Annotated in this window: 15 protein-coding genes; 9 read left to right on the forward strand and 6 right to left on the reverse strand. The window is 63.7% G+C overall.

Annotation, left to right across the window (positions count from 1 at the left end; genetic code table 11):
• The first annotated feature begins 248 nt into the window (after positions 1-248).
• The 3 genes from AYJ54_RS38270 to AYJ54_RS38280 all read left to right on the forward strand — a co-directional run bounded on the left by AYJ54_RS38270 (position 249) and on the right by AYJ54_RS38280 (position 3,088).
• Positions 249-767 (forward strand): MarR family winged helix-turn-helix transcriptional regulator, encoded by a 519-nt coding sequence (locus AYJ54_RS38270; protein WP_063707813.1) that lies wholly within the window; start codon positions 249-251, stop codon positions 765-767.
• Positions 768-916: 149 nt separating this feature from the next.
• Positions 917-2,608 carry a benzoate-CoA ligase family protein gene (locus AYJ54_RS38275; protein ID WP_063707513.1) on the forward strand — a complete coding sequence of 564 codons (1,692 nt, stop codon included), beginning with the start codon at positions 917-919 and terminating at the stop codon, positions 2,606-2,608.
• 21 nt (positions 2,609-2,629) lie between these two features.
• Positions 2,630-3,088 (forward strand): RidA family protein, encoded by a 459-nt coding sequence (locus AYJ54_RS38280; protein WP_063707814.1) that lies wholly within the window; start codon positions 2,630-2,632, stop codon positions 3,086-3,088.
• 39 nt (positions 3,089-3,127) lie between these two features.
• Here AYJ54_RS38280 and AYJ54_RS38285 read toward each other — a convergent pair whose 3' ends face one another.
• The 4 genes from AYJ54_RS38285 to AYJ54_RS38300 all read right to left on the reverse strand — a co-directional run bounded on the left by AYJ54_RS38285 (position 3,128) and on the right by AYJ54_RS38300 (position 7,549).
• A complete protein-coding gene (locus AYJ54_RS38285) occupies positions 3,128-3,856 on the reverse strand; it encodes a CBS domain-containing protein (protein WP_063707515.1) in 729 nt (242 codons plus the stop codon).
• 161 nt (positions 3,857-4,017) lie between these two features.
• Complete coding sequence (locus AYJ54_RS38290; RefSeq protein ID WP_063707518.1) at positions 4,018-5,007, reverse strand: CHAD domain-containing protein; 990 nt, start codon at positions 5,005-5,007, stop codon at positions 4,018-4,020.
• A 10-nt stretch (positions 5,008-5,017) separates the two neighbouring features.
• Positions 5,018-6,541 carry a bifunctional aminoglycoside phosphotransferase/ATP-binding protein gene (locus tag AYJ54_RS38295; protein ID WP_063707522.1) on the reverse strand — a complete coding sequence of 508 codons (1,524 nt, stop codon included), beginning with the start codon at positions 6,539-6,541 and terminating at the stop codon, positions 5,018-5,020.
• Positions 6,542-6,565: 24 nt separating this feature from the next.
• Complete coding sequence (locus AYJ54_RS38300) at positions 6,566-7,549, reverse strand: zinc-dependent alcohol dehydrogenase family protein (protein ID WP_063707524.1); 984 nt, start codon at positions 7,547-7,549, stop codon at positions 6,566-6,568.
• 169 nt (positions 7,550-7,718) lie between these two features.
• On the opposite strand from AYJ54_RS38300, the gene AYJ54_RS38305 reads away from it, so the two are divergent.
• Both AYJ54_RS38305 and AYJ54_RS38310 read left to right on the forward strand, forming a co-directional pair.
• On the forward strand, positions 7,719-8,555 hold the full coding sequence (locus AYJ54_RS38305) for a universal stress protein (RefSeq protein ID WP_063707526.1): 837 nt from the start codon (positions 7,719-7,721) through the stop codon (positions 8,553-8,555).
• A 70-nt stretch (positions 8,556-8,625) separates the two neighbouring features.
• The gene (locus AYJ54_RS38310; RefSeq protein ID WP_063707528.1) at positions 8,626-11,319 is read left to right on the forward strand and encodes a bifunctional acetate--CoA ligase family protein/GNAT family N-acetyltransferase; all 2,694 of its coding nucleotides are present in this window, start codon (positions 8,626-8,628) and stop codon (positions 11,317-11,319) included.
• Between the two features lie 46 nt (positions 11,320-11,365).
• Here the strand turns inward: AYJ54_RS38310 and AYJ54_RS38315 are convergent, their stop codons facing one another.
• Positions 11,366-11,863: a phage holin family protein gene (locus tag AYJ54_RS38315; RefSeq protein WP_063707530.1), complete on the reverse strand. Its 498-nt coding sequence runs from the start codon at positions 11,861-11,863 to the stop codon at positions 11,366-11,368.
• Entirely contained in the window at positions 11,864-12,139 is a 276-nt protein-coding gene (locus AYJ54_RS38320) for a hypothetical protein (protein ID WP_063707815.1), read from the reverse strand.
• Positions 12,140-12,304: 165 nt separating this feature from the next.
• Here AYJ54_RS38320 and AYJ54_RS38325 point away from each other — a divergent pair, with 165 nt between their 5' ends.
• From AYJ54_RS38325 to AYJ54_RS38340, 4 genes are all read left to right on the forward strand, one after another.
• On the forward strand, positions 12,305-13,441 hold the full coding sequence (locus AYJ54_RS38325; RefSeq protein WP_063707532.1) for an ABC transporter permease: 1,137 nt from the start codon (positions 12,305-12,307) through the stop codon (positions 13,439-13,441).
• 2 nt (positions 13,442-13,443) lie between these two features.
• Entirely contained in the window at positions 13,444-14,223 is a 780-nt protein-coding gene (locus AYJ54_RS38330) for an ABC transporter ATP-binding protein (protein WP_063707816.1), read from the forward strand.
• A gap of 3 nt (positions 14,224-14,226) precedes the next feature.
• On the forward strand, positions 14,227-15,330 hold the full coding sequence (locus tag AYJ54_RS38335; RefSeq protein ID WP_063707534.1) for an ABC-type transport auxiliary lipoprotein family protein: 1,104 nt from the start codon (positions 14,227-14,229) through the stop codon (positions 15,328-15,330).
• Positions 15,331-15,487: 157 nt separating this feature from the next.
• Positions 15,488-16,201 (forward strand): helix-turn-helix domain-containing protein, encoded by a 714-nt coding sequence (locus tag AYJ54_RS38340; RefSeq protein WP_063707537.1) that lies wholly within the window; start codon positions 15,488-15,490, stop codon positions 16,199-16,201.
• The last annotated feature ends 29 nt before the right edge of the window (positions 16,202-16,230 follow it).

Raw genomic sequence — 16,230 nt, forward strand, 5'->3', positions numbered from 1 at the left:
CTGTCCCCGTGACTATCGGGCTCGCGCGGCAAGCCGCCTACTCCAATCCAAGCTTATGCCGATGATGGCTGCCGCGGCAAGCAAAGCCAAGCCGTTCGCCATCCTGCAGGCGGCGCGCATGCAAGCGGCGCGCCAATTATTTGAAGCCTAAAGAATTCGGCTTGCGGTCGATTGTTGCAGGTTTGGACTTGCAGCCGGCGTGGATTTATTTGAAGCTCAAAATGATCGGTGAATCCGTGCCGGCGCCAATGCCAGCCGTCTGTGACTGCACCAAGATGCTCGATTCCGAGACCAAGGCTGTCGAACTTCCGGAAGACCATGCCGAAGAGCTTCGGCTGTGGTTGCGGCTGCTCACCTGCACGACCCTGATCGAGGGGGAAGTCCGCGGCCGGCTGAGGCAGCGGTTCGACGTCACGCTGCCGCGTTTCGATCTCATGGCGCAGCTCGACAAGGCGCCCGACGGCATGACACTGTCCGACGTCTCCAAGCGCATGATGGTGTCCAACGGCAACGTGACTGGGCTCGTCGAGCGTCTGGTTGAATCCGGCCATCTCGATCGCCGCACCTCGGACACGGATCGCCGCGTCCAGGTAATCCGGCTCACGAAACTCGGTCGCGCCGAGTTTCGCAGGATGGCTGCGGAACACGAGACCTGGATCGCTGATCTCTTCGCCGATCTGACGCCGAAGGATGTGCGCGAGTTGATGCGTCTCTTGGCCAAGACCAAGGCTTCGGCGCAGAAATCGGCCGGTCGCCGCCGGGCCTAGGCGCGCGGGCGGGGCAGCCGCTCAATCCCAATTTGCCGCAGGAAAAAGCACGGGATGCCCAAAATCCACTATTGCGCCGAATTATTTTAAGCCTAAAATGTTTTTCCGATAGTGCTGCCGGGTGCTTTCCATGCTGAAAGGAGCGTGCGATGGCCAACGCCGCCAAGATTCAAGTGTCGGGCTCGTATGACGGCAACGCTGCGACAGCCCACGTCGATACATTTGCCCGGCAGCATCTGCCGCCGCGCGATCTGTGGCCCGAATTCATCTTCACGCGGCCGGAGCTGCACTATCCGCCGCGATTGAACTGCGTCAGCTACTTCCTCGACCGCTGGGTCGAGCAGGGCCATGGCGACGCTCCCTGCGTCATCAGTCCCGCGGTCAGCTACAGCTATCGCGAGCTCCAGGATCTTGTGAATCGCATCGCCAATGTACTTGTTGGCAAGCTTGGTTTGGTGACAGGCGGGCGCGTGCTGCTCCGCTCGGCCAACAATCCCATGATGGTCGCGACCTATCTCGCGGTGATCAAGGCCGGCGGCATTGTGGTGGCGACGATGCCGCTGCTGCGCGCAAAGGAGCTGTCATATCCGATCCAGAAGACGGACATCGTGCTCGCGCTCTGCGACGGAAAGCTCTCCGAAGAGATGGAGAAGGCGAAGGCGGCTGCGCCCGGTCTCAAGCGCGTCGTCTATTGGGGCAACGGCGCGGCGGACTCGCTCGAGGCGTTGATCGCGGATGCAAGTCCGGAGTTCAGGGCGGTCGACACCGCCTCAGATGACATCTGCCTGATCGCCTTCACGTCAGGCACGACCGGCGATCCTAAGGGCACCATGCATTTCCACCGCGACATGCTGGCTGTGTGCGACGCCTATGCGCGCAATATTTTGCGGGCCGAACAGAAGGATCGTTTCATCGGCTCGGCGCCGCTCGCGTTCACGTTCGGCTTTGGCGGCGTGCTGTTTCCGATGCATATCGGCGCCTCATTCGTCGTCCTGGAGAAGACGACACCGGACGACATGCTGGCGGCGATCGAGCAGTACAAGACCACCGTCTGCTTCACGGCTCCGACCGCATATAGGGCCATGCTCGGTAAGCTCGCGGGCCGCGACATTTCTTCCCTGCGGAAATGCGTCTCGGCCGGCGAGACGCTGCCCAAGCCGACATTCGACGCCTGGCTCAAGGCGACCGGCATCAAGCTGATGGACGGTATCGGCTCGACCGAACTGCTGCACATCTTCATCAGTGCGACGGAGGACGAGATCCGTCCCGGCGCGACCGGAAAGCCGGTGCCGGGTTACGAGGCGAAGATCGTCGACGATGCCGGCAACGAGGTGCCGCCCGGCACGATGGGGCGGCTCGCCGTTCGCGGGCCGACTGGCTGCCGCTATCTCGCCGATGAGCGGCAGCGCAAATATGTCCAGAACGGCTGGAATATCACTGGCGATACTTATCTGATGGATAGCGATGGCTACTTTTGGTACCAGTCGCGCTCCGACGACATGATCGTGTCGGCCGGGTACAACATCGCCGGCACGGACGTGGAGGCGGCGCTGCTCACGCATCCGGCCGTCGCCGAGTGCGGCGTCGTCGGTGCACCCGACGAGGCGCGCGGGATGATCGTGAAGGCTTACGTCGTTGCCGCGCCGGGTGTGACGCCGGACGCTCAGCTTTCGGCCGAGTTGCAGGAGCATGTCAAGCGCGAGATCGCTCCCTACAAGTACCCGCGCGCAATCGAGTTTGTGACGCAGTTGCCGAAGACCGAGACGGGAAAATTGAAGCGCTTCGCTCTTAGGCAACTCGCGCAGGCTGCCGCAGCGTCCTCGGGCGTCGCCGCAGAATGAGAGAAGGATAGAGAATTGTCCGTGACGACTCCGAAAGGTCCGCAGCTTGCGGTGCTGCCGACGGCCAACGAGGATGACGCAGCTTCGGTTGCGCAGGTTCTCCAGCCTTCCGGCTGGCCGGTGCCGAAAGGCTATGCCAATGGCATGGCCGCGGAGGGCCGCATCGTCGTCACCGGCGGGGTGATCGGCTGGGATGCGCAGGAGCGCCTGGCGGACGGTTTTGTCGGGCAGGTACGCCAGACCCTGAGCAATATTGCGGCGATTCTTGCCGAAGCCGGTGCGCGGCCCGAGCACCTCGTGCGCCTGACCTGGTATGTCGTCGACATGGACGAATACCTGGCGAACCTGAAGGAGCTGGGCCAGGTCTATCGGGCGATCTTCGGCGCGCATTATCCGGCGATGGCGCTTGTCCAGGTCGTCCGCCTCGTCGAGAAGGCGGCGCGCGTCGAGATCGAGGCCACCGCCGTCATTCCCCGCTGAGCCGCGTTCGGCGCTCGACCCTTCGATCCGGATCGTCGATCAGCTTGCCTTGGAGAGGTTCTCGTCCTCAGGCGAGTTCAGATAGATGCCTGACATGGTATCAACCCAGCAGAGATGGTCGTGCACCTTCTTCACGCCTGCGACGTTCTCGGCAGCGACGATCGCGGCCTTGCGCGCGCGTTCTTCGGTGATGACGCCGCTGAGGTGAACGATGCCATCACGAACGATGACATTCAGACCGAACGGGCACCAATCGTACTTCTCCATGGCCGCGATGATGCGGCTGCGAATGTGATCGTCGTCGGCCGTCGGATCGGGCACCTCGCGGGCGAGGCTCGCCACCGCCTGCAACAGGTTGGCACGAGATACGATGCCGACGAGCTTGTCGGCACGGACCACCGGCAAGCGTTTCACATTGTGCCGTTCCATGAGATCAGCGATTTCAGCGAGCGCGGTATCTTCGGTGATGGTGACAGGCGAGGTGGTCATCACCTCCGAGATCTTGCGACCATGCTCCTGGACGAAATCGTTGGCCGAGTTGCCGGGGCCGAGGATGAATCGCAGCAGGCCGCGCCGCTTGCGCCCGGTGCCGATCTCGCTGCGGCGGATGAAATCTCCCTCCGACACAATGCCGACGAGCTTGCCGGCATTGTCGACCACGGTGAGGCCGCTGACGTGCCGTTGCAGCATGATGTTCGCTGCCTCGACGATGCTGGTGTCGGGCGTGACCGAAATGACCGGCCGGGTCATGATCTGGTGGGCGCGCATGGCGAACTCCGCAAGTTTGAACGAATTCCGATGGATGGAGTCTAGTCCGGGCGTGGAGCCGTGATTTGACCCAGGTCAAACGAATGGGGGCCAGCGATCCCCTAGAACCAAGTGTGGCGGGCGTTTGGCTTGATGCAGCCCGGCTCGTGCGCTTGGCACGGTTAGTCGTCGGCTTCGGGGCTGCGCGCGAGGTCTGATGGGCGGAAAGGCTTCGACTTATCCAGTTTCTGGTAGGCAATCTTGGCGGTTCGCAACAGCCGCTTTTCCCGCTTGCGATCGAGGAACCTGACGCCTGTGTCGGATCCCGTTCCATTCAATGAGTCAGCCAGAGTCTGCCCCCGTTCATCGTCATTGAGCTGCCCCAGGGATCTCTGCGCCTTGCGCAATTGCTTCAGGACCGACTTCTGCTTCGCGAGCGACTTGTCGGCAAACAGATCCTCCAGCGACTCGATCGAGTAGGTCAGCCGCTTGTTGAGAAGCCGCAGCTTGTGCCGTTTCTCCACGTTGAGTTTGCCAAGTTTCCTGGCCTTCTTGAGGAGCGTCTTCTCCCATTCCGCGAGTTGCGCCGCCGCGTGATCGGCGAGCGGGCAGCGGCGCAGCCGGATGGCCTCCTTGCTGCGCCTGGTCGACCAGGGGCCGCTCTCGATCCAGCCCGATGTCTGCGCGATCAGGCGCCGATACCGCGCCGATTGCAGCGCCCGGGCCAAGAGGCGATGGCTCTCGGCACGCTTTTCGTCCCAGGACTGGAGCTCGGCGATCACGGCGAGCTCGTCGCCGCTGGCCGCCACCACGCGTTCGATCGCGACGTCGAGGTCCCGCACCAGGCCGAGCTGGCTGTTCAACCAATTCAATTCGGCCCAGACTTCCGGCCGCACGGCATCGTCAACCATGGGTGAGAAGAAGCGAATGGCGGACCGCAGATGCGTCAGCGCGATCCGTATCTGATGTAGCGCGTCGGGATCGCCGCGGCAGGTGCCGTCATGCTGGGCGAGGACGGCGTCGAGGTGCCGGCGCGCGATGATCCGAAACGCCGTATCGCAGGCCATACCGGGGCTGAGGCGGCCGGGCAGGGCGTTGCGTTTCGCGGCCAGCCCGGTGCGAGCGGCCGCCGTCGAGATTGTGGTCGATCGCGCCGTCCGTGCCCGCGCCAATCAGATTGCCTTACCTGCCCTCGGCGATCGCCGTCCGGCAGCGCTGGAACGTCTGCTCAGGTGTCCCGGATGCATCGATGGTCGCCCAACCAACATGGCCGATATTATAGTGCTCCTGCAGCGCGGCAACCTCTCGCGTGGCATCGGATGCGTCCCCCCGACGGCCGCCGATTCGGGCTTGCCGCGTTGCGAGGTCCACGACCAGGAATAGGCCGCTCAAAGGGACTTTGCATTCCCAGGCAAGCACGGCGAATGCATCGCGCTCGGATTCACGTGCAAACACGGCATCGACAATTGCCGAATGGCCCTGCTTCAGCACGCGGCGGGCACGCTGCGCCAGAGCCTCATAAACGCACTCGGTGACGTCGGGTTGATATGTGGATGACGGTAGCCGGTCCGTATCCTTGACCCCGAACATCTGCTTGCGAACGATATCGCTGCGCAGGACGACGGCTCCCGGGGACGGCGCCACGGCTGGCGCGAGCGCGCGAGCCAGGACGGACTTCCCGGTGCCTGACAATCCGCCGACCGCAACCAGGCGCGGCACAGGAGGATGGATCAGCGCCCGGGCAAGGCTGAAATAGCGGGTTGCGTCATCGAGAATGCCGGCAGGGTTGGTATGGTACCGGTTCAGCCGTGCCAGCGCCACCTGGGCGCGGATCGCAGCCCGGATTGACATCAACAGCGGCAGGGCGCCGAGCGCGTCGAGATTTTCGAGCGGCGTCGTTGCCAGATACTGGTTCAGGACGACATTGGCCGCCAGGGACTGGTCGTAGCGCAGCAAGTCCATCAGCGTGAATGCGAGATCGTAGAGCACGTCGACGGTTGCGAGCCGAGGGTCGAACTCGACGGCATCGAACAGCACGGGCTGCTGGTCGATCAGCACGATATTCGCAAGGTGCAGGTCGCCGTGGCAGCGCCGCACGAATCCTTGACGGCAGCGCTCTTCCAACAAGGCACGGAGGCGCTGGAATGCATCGTGCGAGGCTTTCCCAAGCTCTACGATCTCCTCGGCTGCGAGATGGTTGCCGTTTCGCAGGCCAACGATGTTCCCCTCGATGAGGGCGGGGATGGAGGAAACCCATCCGTCGTCATCCGCAGGTGCCGCAACTGCGTGCGAGGTCGCGATGGCGTCGCCGATCGCCGATGCTAGGCCCGCCTCGAGCGGCCCGGCTTTCGCCAGATGATCGAGCGTTCGGCTTTCGTCGAAGCGGGACATGTTGACCGCATACTCGATCGGCTTTCCGCGTCCGCCGACTTCCACGGAGCCGTCCGGTCCCTCCGCGATCGCCACGACGCCGCGATAGATTTGCGGCGCAAAAGGCCGGTTGATCCTGATCTCCTCTTCGCAGGCCGCCTTTCGCTTTTCGAGCGTCGAATAATCGAGGAACGGAAATCGGACAGCTCGCTTGATCTTGAGCGCGCGCTCCCCTTCGAGAAAGACTGAAGCCGCATGCGTGTCGATCCGCGTCACGCCTGGATGCGCGGTTAGCGCCGCAAAGATCCGTTCCTGGGTGATCGATTTATCCGTCATCGATGCTGGCATCCCCGGATGCGGTCATGGCCTGAGCACGGCCGCGCCGAGCACTTGTCCGCTCCGGAGCTTGGTCAGGACCTCGTTGGCCTCGTCGAGCGCAAACGCAGTCGTCTCGGTGCGCACGCCGGCCTGTGGCGCGACCTTGAGAAAGTCGAGACCGTCCTGGCGGGTGAGGTTGGCGACAGAGATCAACTGCCGTTCCTCCCAGAGCAGTTTATACGGAAAGCTCGGAATGTCGCTCATATGAATGCCAGCGCACACCACACGGCCACCTTTGCGAACGGCGCGCAATGCAGCCGGCACGAGCTCGCCTGCGGGGGCGTAGATGATCGCGGCGTCGAGCGGCGTATCCGGCACCTCGTGTGAAGCACCCGCCCAGACGGCGCCAAGCCGCAGGGCGAGGTCTTGCGCGGCGGTATCCCCGCTTCGGGTGAACGCATACACCGATCGGCCCTGCCAAACCGCGACCTGCGCGATGATGTGACCGGCGGCGCCGAAGCCATAGATGCCGAGTGTGCGCGCCTGTCCCGCCAGGACCAGCGAGCGCCAGCCGATCAGACCCGCGCATAGCAGCGGGGCAATGTCCACGTCCTCGCCGGCCTCGCCGAGCGGAAACGCGTAGCGCGCATCGACGATCGTGTGCGTCGCGTAACCGCCGTCGCGCGTGTACCCGGTGAACAGCGGATTGTCGCAGAGGTTTTCCATGCCGTCCCGGCAGAACCGGCAGTGTCCGCACGTGAACCCAAGCCAGGGGACGCCGACCCTGTCGCCGATGTGATGCATCGTGACGCCGGGTCCAATGAGATCGACGCGACCAACGATCTCGTGGCCTGGCACGATCGGATAGGGGATGTTGGGCAGTTCGGCGTCGACGAGATGCAGATCGGTCCGGCAAACGCCGCAGGCGCTGATCTTCACGCGGATCTGGCCGCTGCCAGGGATCGGGTCCGGCCGCTCCTCCATCTGAAGCCGCGCTCGCGCGGCCGGCAACACCATCGCACGCATCAGTCTCTCCGGGGCGAACAGCTCCAGGTTAACCGTAGGGCGGCGGCGGAGCGAGTCCTTGACTTCCCTCAAGCCCTGTCGTCGTCTGGCCGGACGGTGTTCCCGTCTTGACGAGGATCAAGGGCCCCGACGGAAGGTGGCCTTATCCTCGCAGCCGAGGAGAATCCCGATGCCCATCAAGGACGTCTTTCTGCCGCTTGTCGGTCAGCCGCGCGACACGCTCGCTGCGATCGAGAAATGCGTTTCGCTCGCCGCCGATCTCGGCGCCAGGATCACAGCGCTTGCGCTGGAAGAGGATATCTTCGTGCGGCCGAAAGCTGTGGTCCCGGATGGTCCGGATTCCGCCGATCCTGGGGCCGCGCGCGAGGCCGATGATATCCAGCGGCTCCTCAATGCCTTCAACAATGCGGCCTCCCGCGCGGGCGTCCGCGCGTTGGGCCGCTCGGGCAAGGTGCCTGCGGATCAGACTGCACCAACCCTGGCGGAACGCGCGCGTTTCAGCGATCTCACCCTGGTCCCCGTGAAGCCGCATGACAGCCGGACTGAGAACATCATCGAGACGCTCCTGTTTGAATCCGGCCGACCGCTGCTCCTTTGCCCGGAACACCGTGTGTCCGAGCTGCGCCCGGAATTCGAGAACGTCATGATCGCCTGGGATCACTCCGCGCGTGCGGCGCGCGCGGTTGGTGATGCGCTGCCGATCCTTCAGGCCGCCGCCTCGGTTCGCATCATCACGGTAACGGACGACCAGACCGAGACGATCAAACGATCCGGGATGGATCTCGTCGACCACCTCAGGGAGCACGGAGTCTATGCGTCCTTCGAGACGGCGCAGGCCGACGGCAGCTCGATCGGCAAGGTGCTCGGAAGCTTGGCGGATTCCCATGACATCGACGCCATCGTCATGGGCGCCTACCATCATTCGCGACTGAACGAAATCGTCTGGGGCGGCGTTACTAAGACCGTCATTGGTCAGCCACCGTGCTGGGTTATGATCTCTCACTAGGCGTTTTCGCCGCATATCATGGCCAGGTTTCCAGCTATCGGGCTCATCGCCCGACCGGACGATTGCAGTCATGTCGACTTACCGCCTGAAGAATCTGCTGTCGCCTCGTTCGGTGGCCCTCGTCGGGGCGAGCCCACGTCGGGCGTCCGTCGGACGTGCCGTTCTGGAGAACATTGGGAAGGCGCAGTTCAACGGTCAGTTCGGACTGGTGAACCCGCGCTATGCCGAAATTGACGGCATCACGGCGGTAGGCCGCCTGGATAAGCTGCCTTTCGTTCCCGAACTTGTTGTGATCACCGCCCCCGCTGGCGAGGTTCCCGCAATCATCGATCAGGCCGCACGCCTCGGTTCGGCAGGTGCCCTGATCGTGTCGGCCGGACTCGGCCACGGACCGGGATCTCTGGAAGAGGCGACGATCGCGGCCGCGCGAAAACATGGTATGCGGCTGATCGGGCCGAACTGCCTCGGCATCATGATGCCGGGCGTGAGCCTCAACGCCAGCTTCGCGGCGCACATGCCGGGTGCGGGAAGTCTCGCGCTGATCTCGCAGTCGGGCGCGATCGCGGCCGGAATGGTCGACTGGGCTGCGCAGCGCGGCGTCGGCTTCTCAGGCATCGTGTCGATCGGCGACCAGATCGACGTCGATATTGCCGACCTGCTTGACCATTTCGCGCTGGATCACAAGACGCGCGCGATCCTGCTCTACATCGAAGCCATCAAGGATGCGCGCAAGTTCATGTCGGCGGCGCGCGGCGCCGCGCGCGTGAAGCCCGTGGTCGTGGTGAAATCCGGGCGCATGGCGCAAGGCGCGAAGGCGGCGGCCACGCATACGGGTGCCCTGGCAGGCGCGGACGCGGTCTATGATGCGGCATTCCGCCGCGCCGGCGTCCTTCGGGTCGCCGATCTGGGCGAGCTGTTCGATTGTGCCGAGACGCTCGGCCGCGTCGAGTCGCCGACCGGAAAGCGCCTCGCCATCCTGACCAATGGCGGAGGCATCGGCGTCCTGGCCGTCGACCGGCTGGTGGAGCTTGGCGGCATTCCTGCACCCATGACGCCGGATACGCGGCGCAATCTCGACGCGGTGTTGCCGCCGACCTGGTCCGGCGCAAATCCCGTCGATATCGTGGGCGATGCCGATGCCTCGCGCTATGCCGCAGCGCTGGAGGTGTTGCTCGCCGATCCCGGCAACGATGCGGTCCTGGTTCTCAATGTGCAGACCGCCATCGCCTCTGCAGCAGAGATCGCAGCGACGCTCACCGAGCGTGTCAGGACATATCGTGAGCAGCATCGCAGTTGGGCGAAGCCCGTGCTGGCTGCCTGGGTCGGCGCCAATCAGACGATCATCGAAACGCTCAGCGCCGCCGGTATTCCGAACTATCCGACGGAAGGTGACGCGGTGCGTGGCTTCATGCATCTGGTCCGGCACCATGAGGTGGTCGAGGAACTGAGCCAGGTTCCCCCGGCGATGCCCGATACGTTCGTGCCCGACGCCAAGACTGCGAGGCAGATCGTCGCTGGCGCGATTGCTGACGGGCGCAAATGGCTCGAACCTGTCGAGATCAAGCATCTGCTCGAAGCCTACGACATCGCGATGGTGCCGACCTATGCGGCCACTGATGTCGAGCAGGCCGTCGCCTATGCGAATGAGATATTCGCGCAGGGCGCCACCGTCGTGCTGAAGGTCATGTCGCGCGACATCGTGCACAAGTCCGATGTCGGCGGTGTCGTGCTCAACCTCACGACGCCCGACGCCGTGCGCGCCGCCGCGACCGATATTCTCGCTCGGGCAAGGAAGCTGCGTCCGGAAGCCCGCATCTCCGGCGTCATCGTGCAGGCGATGGTCGTCAAGGCGAAGGCGCGCGAGCTGATCCTGGGTCTTGCCGACGATCCGACCTTCGGCACCGTCGTCGTCTTCGGCCGAGGCGGCACGGCAGTCGAGATCATCAACGACAAGGCGCTTGCGCTGCCGCCGCTCGACCTGCAACTGGCTCGCGACCTGATCGAGCGCACGCGCGTGTCGCGTCTGCTTCGTGCCTACCGCGATGTGCCGGCCGTCAAGCAGGACGCGGTCGCCATGGTGCTGGTCAAGCTAGCGCAGATGGCCGCCGACATTCCCGAGATCCGCGAGTTCGACATCAATCCGTTGCTCGCGGACGAAACCGGCGTGACCGCGGTCGACGCCCGCGTCGCGGTGGGACCGCCGCAACGCAAATTTGCCGGCTCAGGCCCCGCCAATTTTGCCGTTCGCGCCTATCCGTCGCAGTGGGAACGTCACCTCGCGCTCAAGGACGGCTGGCGTATCTTCGTGCGGCCGCTGCGTCCCGAGGACGAGCCGACCATCCACGAATTCCTGCGTCACGTGACGCCGCACGATCTCCGCCTGCGCTTCTTCGCGCCGATGAAGGAGTTTACTCACGAATTCATCGCGCGCCTGACCCAGCTCGACTATGCGCGCGCGATGGCGTTCATCGCGTTCGACGAAGCGACCAACGAGATGGTGGGCGTGGTCCGGATCCATTCGGACTCGATCTATGAGAACGGCGAGTACGCCATTCTGCTGCGGTCCGATCTCAAGGGCAGGGGGCTTGGTTGGGTCCTGATGCAGCTGATCATCGAATATGCGAAGTCGGAAGGGCTGAAGACCATATCGGGCGATGTGCTCCAGGAGAACATCGTGATGCTCGATATGTGCCGCGAGCTCGGCTTCGAGGTAAAGGCGGATCCGACCGAACCGGATGTCTGTGACGTGAGGCTGAAGCTTTGACCGGGCTTTGCGGTGCGCAAGCGGCCAGGGCTTTGATCAAAAGCCATCAGGAGGGTGTGTCGTTCGACATCGCCGCTGCATGTGGCGCGGGCTCTGCCGCAGGCTTCTTCAAACTCTTGACGATGACGGCGATCAACGGCATCAGGAGAGGTACGATTCCGCTCAGCGGATGATGCACGGCGCCGGTCACCTGAGCTTGAAGCGCCCGAGCTTCCAGTTGAAGGGCCCCGATGGACGCGCCATGGATTTCATTGGCAAGCTCGATCTCGCGTCCTGACGGCGGACGTCTCGCGACGACGAACAGGACCGCCGCGATGACAAAATTGATCGCGCCGAGAATGGCCGCTGCGGCGATTGCGCTCCAGATCTGGACCAAGCCGAAATAGGCCGACAATTCGAGCATCAGCAGACCGAAGGTGGCGATCAGTGCCGCGAAGGCGCGCAGGCCCAGCCCGATCAGCAGATGGCGCAGCCTGATATCGGCGATGATCCTGTCCGTGCGCCAGAGCAGGCGCAGGTGTTTGACGACATTTTCCGTATTCACCTAGTGTCTCCTCAGCATGAAGCCGATGACCACGCCGAGCGCGAAGGCCGAGGCGAGGGATGCCACCGGACGCTCTGTGAGGAGGCCATGGAGCTGCTCTCGCTCCTCACTCACGGTCTCACCGAGTTCAGCCAGTGCGGCCTTGATCTGATCGGCCAGAGCGTCGGCGCGCTCCTTCGATGTGTCGAACATCTGCTCGCTGGCCGCGCTTAGCAGGCGCGTGACATCGACCTTCATCGCTTTCAGCTCATCGCTCATGCTGCCCGCATCGAACATTGGCGTCTCCATGGAACGGAGGAACCCTATGCGAGCCGGCCAGACGGCAATTGATTTGCGTCAAGGGCGCCACCTCGGGCGCGTGTTTGAGGCAGGTCAATCCAGGTGCCTTGGGGCGACCTAGAAACCTAATCTGATCGTGGTGGATTCCATGGGGATACAGGCGTGAACTCGGAACCTCTGCTGCTGGCAGTGCCGTCCGGCGACCGGCTCGAGTTGCGGCCGGAAGGGCCTTGGATCGCAGCGAATGTATCGAAGCTCGAAGCGCTCTCGCAATCGGTCAGGACGGATGTCGACCGATCGAAGACCTTGACGCTCGATATGGCAGGGGTCAGCGAGCTCGACACGCTCGGCGCCTGGCTTCTGGAGAAACTGTCGCGCAGGGCGGCAACATCGGGGCGGTCGGCCGAGGTCGTCGGCGTTGCCGACAATTTCAGTGGCCTGATGGCCGAAGTTCGCCAGGTCAACCGGCGCAATCCGCTGCCGGCACCTGCACCCAATCCGGTTCTGCACCGGCTGCACGATCTCGGCAAGTCCACGGTGGACGCGCGGGAAGACATCACGATCTTTCTTCAGATGCTCGGCGCGCTATTCATGTCCGTGATCGGCGTCTTGCGCCGGCCGCGGTCGCTCAGGCTGACATCGCTGGTCTATCAGCTCTACCGGATCGGCTGGCAGGCCATTCCCATTGTCGCTCTGATCACCTTCCTGATCGGCGCGATCATCGCCCAGCAGGGATTCTTTCATTTCCGCCGGTTCGGCGCGGAGTCCTATACGGTCGATATGGTCGGCATCCTCGTGCTGCGCGAACTGGGCGTGCTGATCGTCGCCATCATGGTCGCCGGCCGCTCGGGAAGCGCCTACACCGCCGAGCTCGGCTCTATGAAGATGCGCGAGGAGATCGATGCCCTCACAACCATGGGGCGCGATCCGATCGACGTCCTGATCCTGCCGCGCGTGGCCGCCCTGGTCATCGCGCTGCCGATCCTCGCCTTCATCGGTTCGATCGCCGCGCTCTACGGCGGCGGCCTCGTCGCGCAGTTCTACGGTGACATGGGGCCGGCGATCTACATCGCGCGGCTGCGCGAGGCCATTTCCGTCACCCATTTCGAGGTTGGCATCCTGAAGGCACCGTTCATGGCGCTGGTGATCGGGATCGTCGCTTGCAGCGAGGGATTACGGGTGAAAGGGAGTGCCGAGTCGCTTGGCAGGCAGACGACGACCTCGGTGGTGAAATCGATCTTCCTGGTGATCGTGCTGGATGGCCTGTTCGCGATCTTCTTTGCCTCGATCGGGATGTGATGATGTCGGGATCGGTACAGGAGTTCGCGATCCGTGTCCGCGACCTCGTGGTCGGCTTCGGCCGGCAGACCGTGCTCTATCACCTGTCGCTTGACGTCCGCCGCGGGGAGATCCTTGGCCTGGTCGGCGCGTCCGGCGGCGGCAAGTCGGTCCTGATGCGCACGATCATCGGCCTCGTCCCGCGACGAAGCGGCACTATCGAAGTCATGGGACAGCCGATCGGTGGCACGCATGACCGCAGCACGCAGTGCGCGGCCGGCGCATGGGGCATCCTGTTCCAGCAGGGCGCGCTGTTCTCCTCCTTGACGGTGCGACAGAACGTCCAGTTTCCGCTGCGCGAAAACCTCGTCCTGTCTCAGGCGTTGATGGACGAGATCGCGATCGCCAAGCTCGAGATGGTTGGGCTGCGGGCGGAGGACGCCGACAAATATCCGTCCGAGCTGTCCGGTGGCATGACCAAGCGCGTGGCGCTGGCGCGCGCGCTTGCACTCGATCCCCCGATCCTGTTCCTGGACGAGCCAACCTCCGGCCTCGATCCGATCGCCGCCGGCGATTTCGACGCCCTGATCAAGACCTTGCAGAAGACCTTGGGGCTCACCGTGTTCATGGTGACGCACGATCTCGCGAGCCTGACGACGGTTTGCGACCGCGTCGCGGCGTTGGCCGACGGCAAGATCGTCGCGATTGGTCCGATGCGTGAGCTGCTTCGATCCGAGCATCCCTGGGTGCGCGCCTACTTCCACGGCAAGCGCTCGCAGATGCTGCAACCCCATATGAGATGAGACATGGAAACGCGCGCTCCTTACGTGCTGATCGGCGCCTTTGTGCTGGCTGCGATCCTCGCGGTCTTCGGCTTCGTCTATTGGCTGAACAACACGGGCGGCATCGGGCCGCGCACGAGCTATCGCGTGCAGTTCCAGGGTCCGGTGCCGGGGCTCCTGGTCGGCGCCGGCGTGTTGTTCAACGGCATCCGCGTCGGTGAGGTGACCGAGCTTCGTCTCGCGGCGGACAATCCAGGCTCAGTCAATGCGACGATTTCGGTTGCGTCTGCGACCCCCGTACGTGCTGACACAAAGGTCGGACTTGATTTTCAGGGGCTGACCGGCGTGCCGGTGGTGGCGCTGGAGGGCGGCACGATCGTTGCCAAGCCCGGCGAGCCCTTGACCTTGATCGCCGACGCCGGAGCAGGCCAGAGCATGACGCAGGCGGCACGCGATGCGCTGCGGCGAGTCGATTCCGTACTGGAGGACAACGCCGGTCCGCTGAAGGATACCATCGCCAACTTCAAGACGTTTTCGGATGGGCTTGCGCGCAACACCGGCAAGCTCGACGGCATCGTAGCAGGACTTGAGAAGATGACGGGCGGCGGAGCGCCGGCGCAGAAGATAACCTATGATCTGCGCGCGCCGCAGGATCTCGGACCGGTCGGCAAGGGCCTTTCCGCGTCATTGGCAATTCCCGAGCCGACCGCGGTTGCAATGCTCCAGACCCAACGCATGTTGTTCTCGCCGGTTCGGGACAACCCGGGCTTTGCCGAGTTCCTGTGGGCCGACAGCATTCCGAAGCTGGTGCAGGCGCGTCTGATCGACAGTTTCGAGAACTTCGACATTGCCCACGCTCCGTTGCGCACGACCGACCTGGGGCAGGCAGATTATCAGCTCCTCATCGATATCAGGCGCTTCCGCATTGCCATGGAGGGCGAGCCGCAGGTTGAGATCGGGCTGTCGGCGAGGATCGTCGACAAGAACGGCAAGGTGATCGCATCGCGTCTCATCGAAACGAGCGAGAAGCTCGACAAGGTCGAGCCGGCCGCCGCTGTTGCGGCGTTCGATGCTGCGTTCGCGCGTATCGCAAAGGAACTGATCGGCTGGACAGTGCAGGCGGTCTAGAACTCCTCCGCCGGTATTCCCGCGTTTGCAGCAGAACACGGCGGCCATTTCCGCCAAAATTGATCTGTGTCAACTGTCTTCGGCACGTTGCAGTAAAATGCAGACCGCGCGGCGGCCTCGGCTTGATGCGAGGGGCGGCCGACGCTTGGAGCGGTGGATGAAGGCTTCCTTGGTCACGATTGAGCCGAACGGGCATTCCTGTAGCGATTGTGCGGTCCGCGAATTCGCGGTCTGTTCGTCGTTGGACGCGGTCGAGCTCCGGGAGCTCGAGCATCTCGGCCGTCGCGTCCATTTTACCGCGGGCCAGATCGTCTTCTCCGAGGAGGACATCACGACGTCGTTCTACAATGTCCTCGACGGTGTCATGCGGCTATACAAGCTGTTGTCCGATGGTCGAAGGCAGATCGTCGGCTTTGCATTGCCCGGCGATTTTCTGGGGATGAACATTTCCGGGCGCCACAATTTTTCGGCCGACGCGATCGGTGCGGTGAGGGTGTGCCAGTTCGCGAAGACGCCCTTCGGCCGCTTCATCGAAGATCGCCCGCATCTGTTGCGACGGATCAACGAGCTGGCGATACGCGAATTGAGCCAGGCGCGCGACCACATGGTCCTGCTCGGCCGCCGTTCGGCGGACGAAAAGGTCGCGGCCTTTCTTCTCGGCTGGCGCGAGCGGCTTCTCTCTCTCGGGATGGCGTCGGACACGGTCCCCCTGCCGATGAGCCGGCAGGATATCGCCGACTATCTGGGTCTCACCATCGAAACCGTCAGCCGGACCTTCACCAAGCTGGAGCGCCTGGGGGTCATCGAGATCATCCAGGGCGGCATCGGCCTGCTCGACACCGCACGGGCCGAAGCCCTGGCCGCCGCCTGAATCAACGTCCCGCTAGCGGCGGTAGGTTC

It is taken from the genome of Bradyrhizobium centrolobii, from assembly GCF_001641635.1.
In the GTDB taxonomy this organism is placed as follows: domain Bacteria; phylum Pseudomonadota; class Alphaproteobacteria; order Rhizobiales; family Xanthobacteraceae; genus Bradyrhizobium; species Bradyrhizobium centrolobii.

Bases quoted from the DNA above. Each gene is read 5' to 3' on its own strand.
- AYJ54_RS38275 (WP_063707513.1), top strand. From the start codon at position 917: ATGGCCAACGCCGCCAAGATTCAAGTGTCGGGCTCGTATGACGGCAAC.
- AYJ54_RS38330 (WP_063707816.1), top strand. From the start codon at position 13,444: ATGTCGGGATCGGTACAGGAGTTCGCGATCCGTGTCCGCGACCTCGTG.
- AYJ54_RS38300 (WP_063707524.1), bottom strand. From the start codon at position 7,549: ATGCGTGCGATGGTGTTGCCGGCCGCGCGAGCGCGGCTTCAGATGGAG.
- AYJ54_RS38270 (WP_063707813.1), top strand. From the start codon at position 249: ATGCCAGCCGTCTGTGACTGCACCAAGATGCTCGATTCCGAGACCAAG.
- AYJ54_RS38320 (WP_063707815.1), bottom strand. From the start codon at position 12,139: ATGTTCGATGCGGGCAGCATGAGCGATGAGCTGAAAGCGATGAAGGTC.
- AYJ54_RS38305 (WP_063707526.1), top strand. From the start codon at position 7,719: ATGCCCATCAAGGACGTCTTTCTGCCGCTTGTCGGTCAGCCGCGCGAC.
- AYJ54_RS38285 (WP_063707515.1), bottom strand. From the start codon at position 3,856: ATGCGCGCCCACCAGATCATGACCCGGCCGGTCATTTCGGTCACGCCC.
- AYJ54_RS38335 (WP_063707534.1), top strand. From the start codon at position 14,227: ATGGAAACGCGCGCTCCTTACGTGCTGATCGGCGCCTTTGTGCTGGCT.
- AYJ54_RS38295 (WP_063707522.1), bottom strand. From the start codon at position 6,541: ATGACGGATAAATCGATCACCCAGGAACGGATCTTTGCGGCGCTAACC.
- AYJ54_RS38310 (WP_063707528.1), top strand. From the start codon at position 8,626: ATGTCGACTTACCGCCTGAAGAATCTGCTGTCGCCTCGTTCGGTGGCC.
- AYJ54_RS38340 (WP_063707537.1), top strand. From the start codon at position 15,488: ATGAAGGCTTCCTTGGTCACGATTGAGCCGAACGGGCATTCCTGTAGC.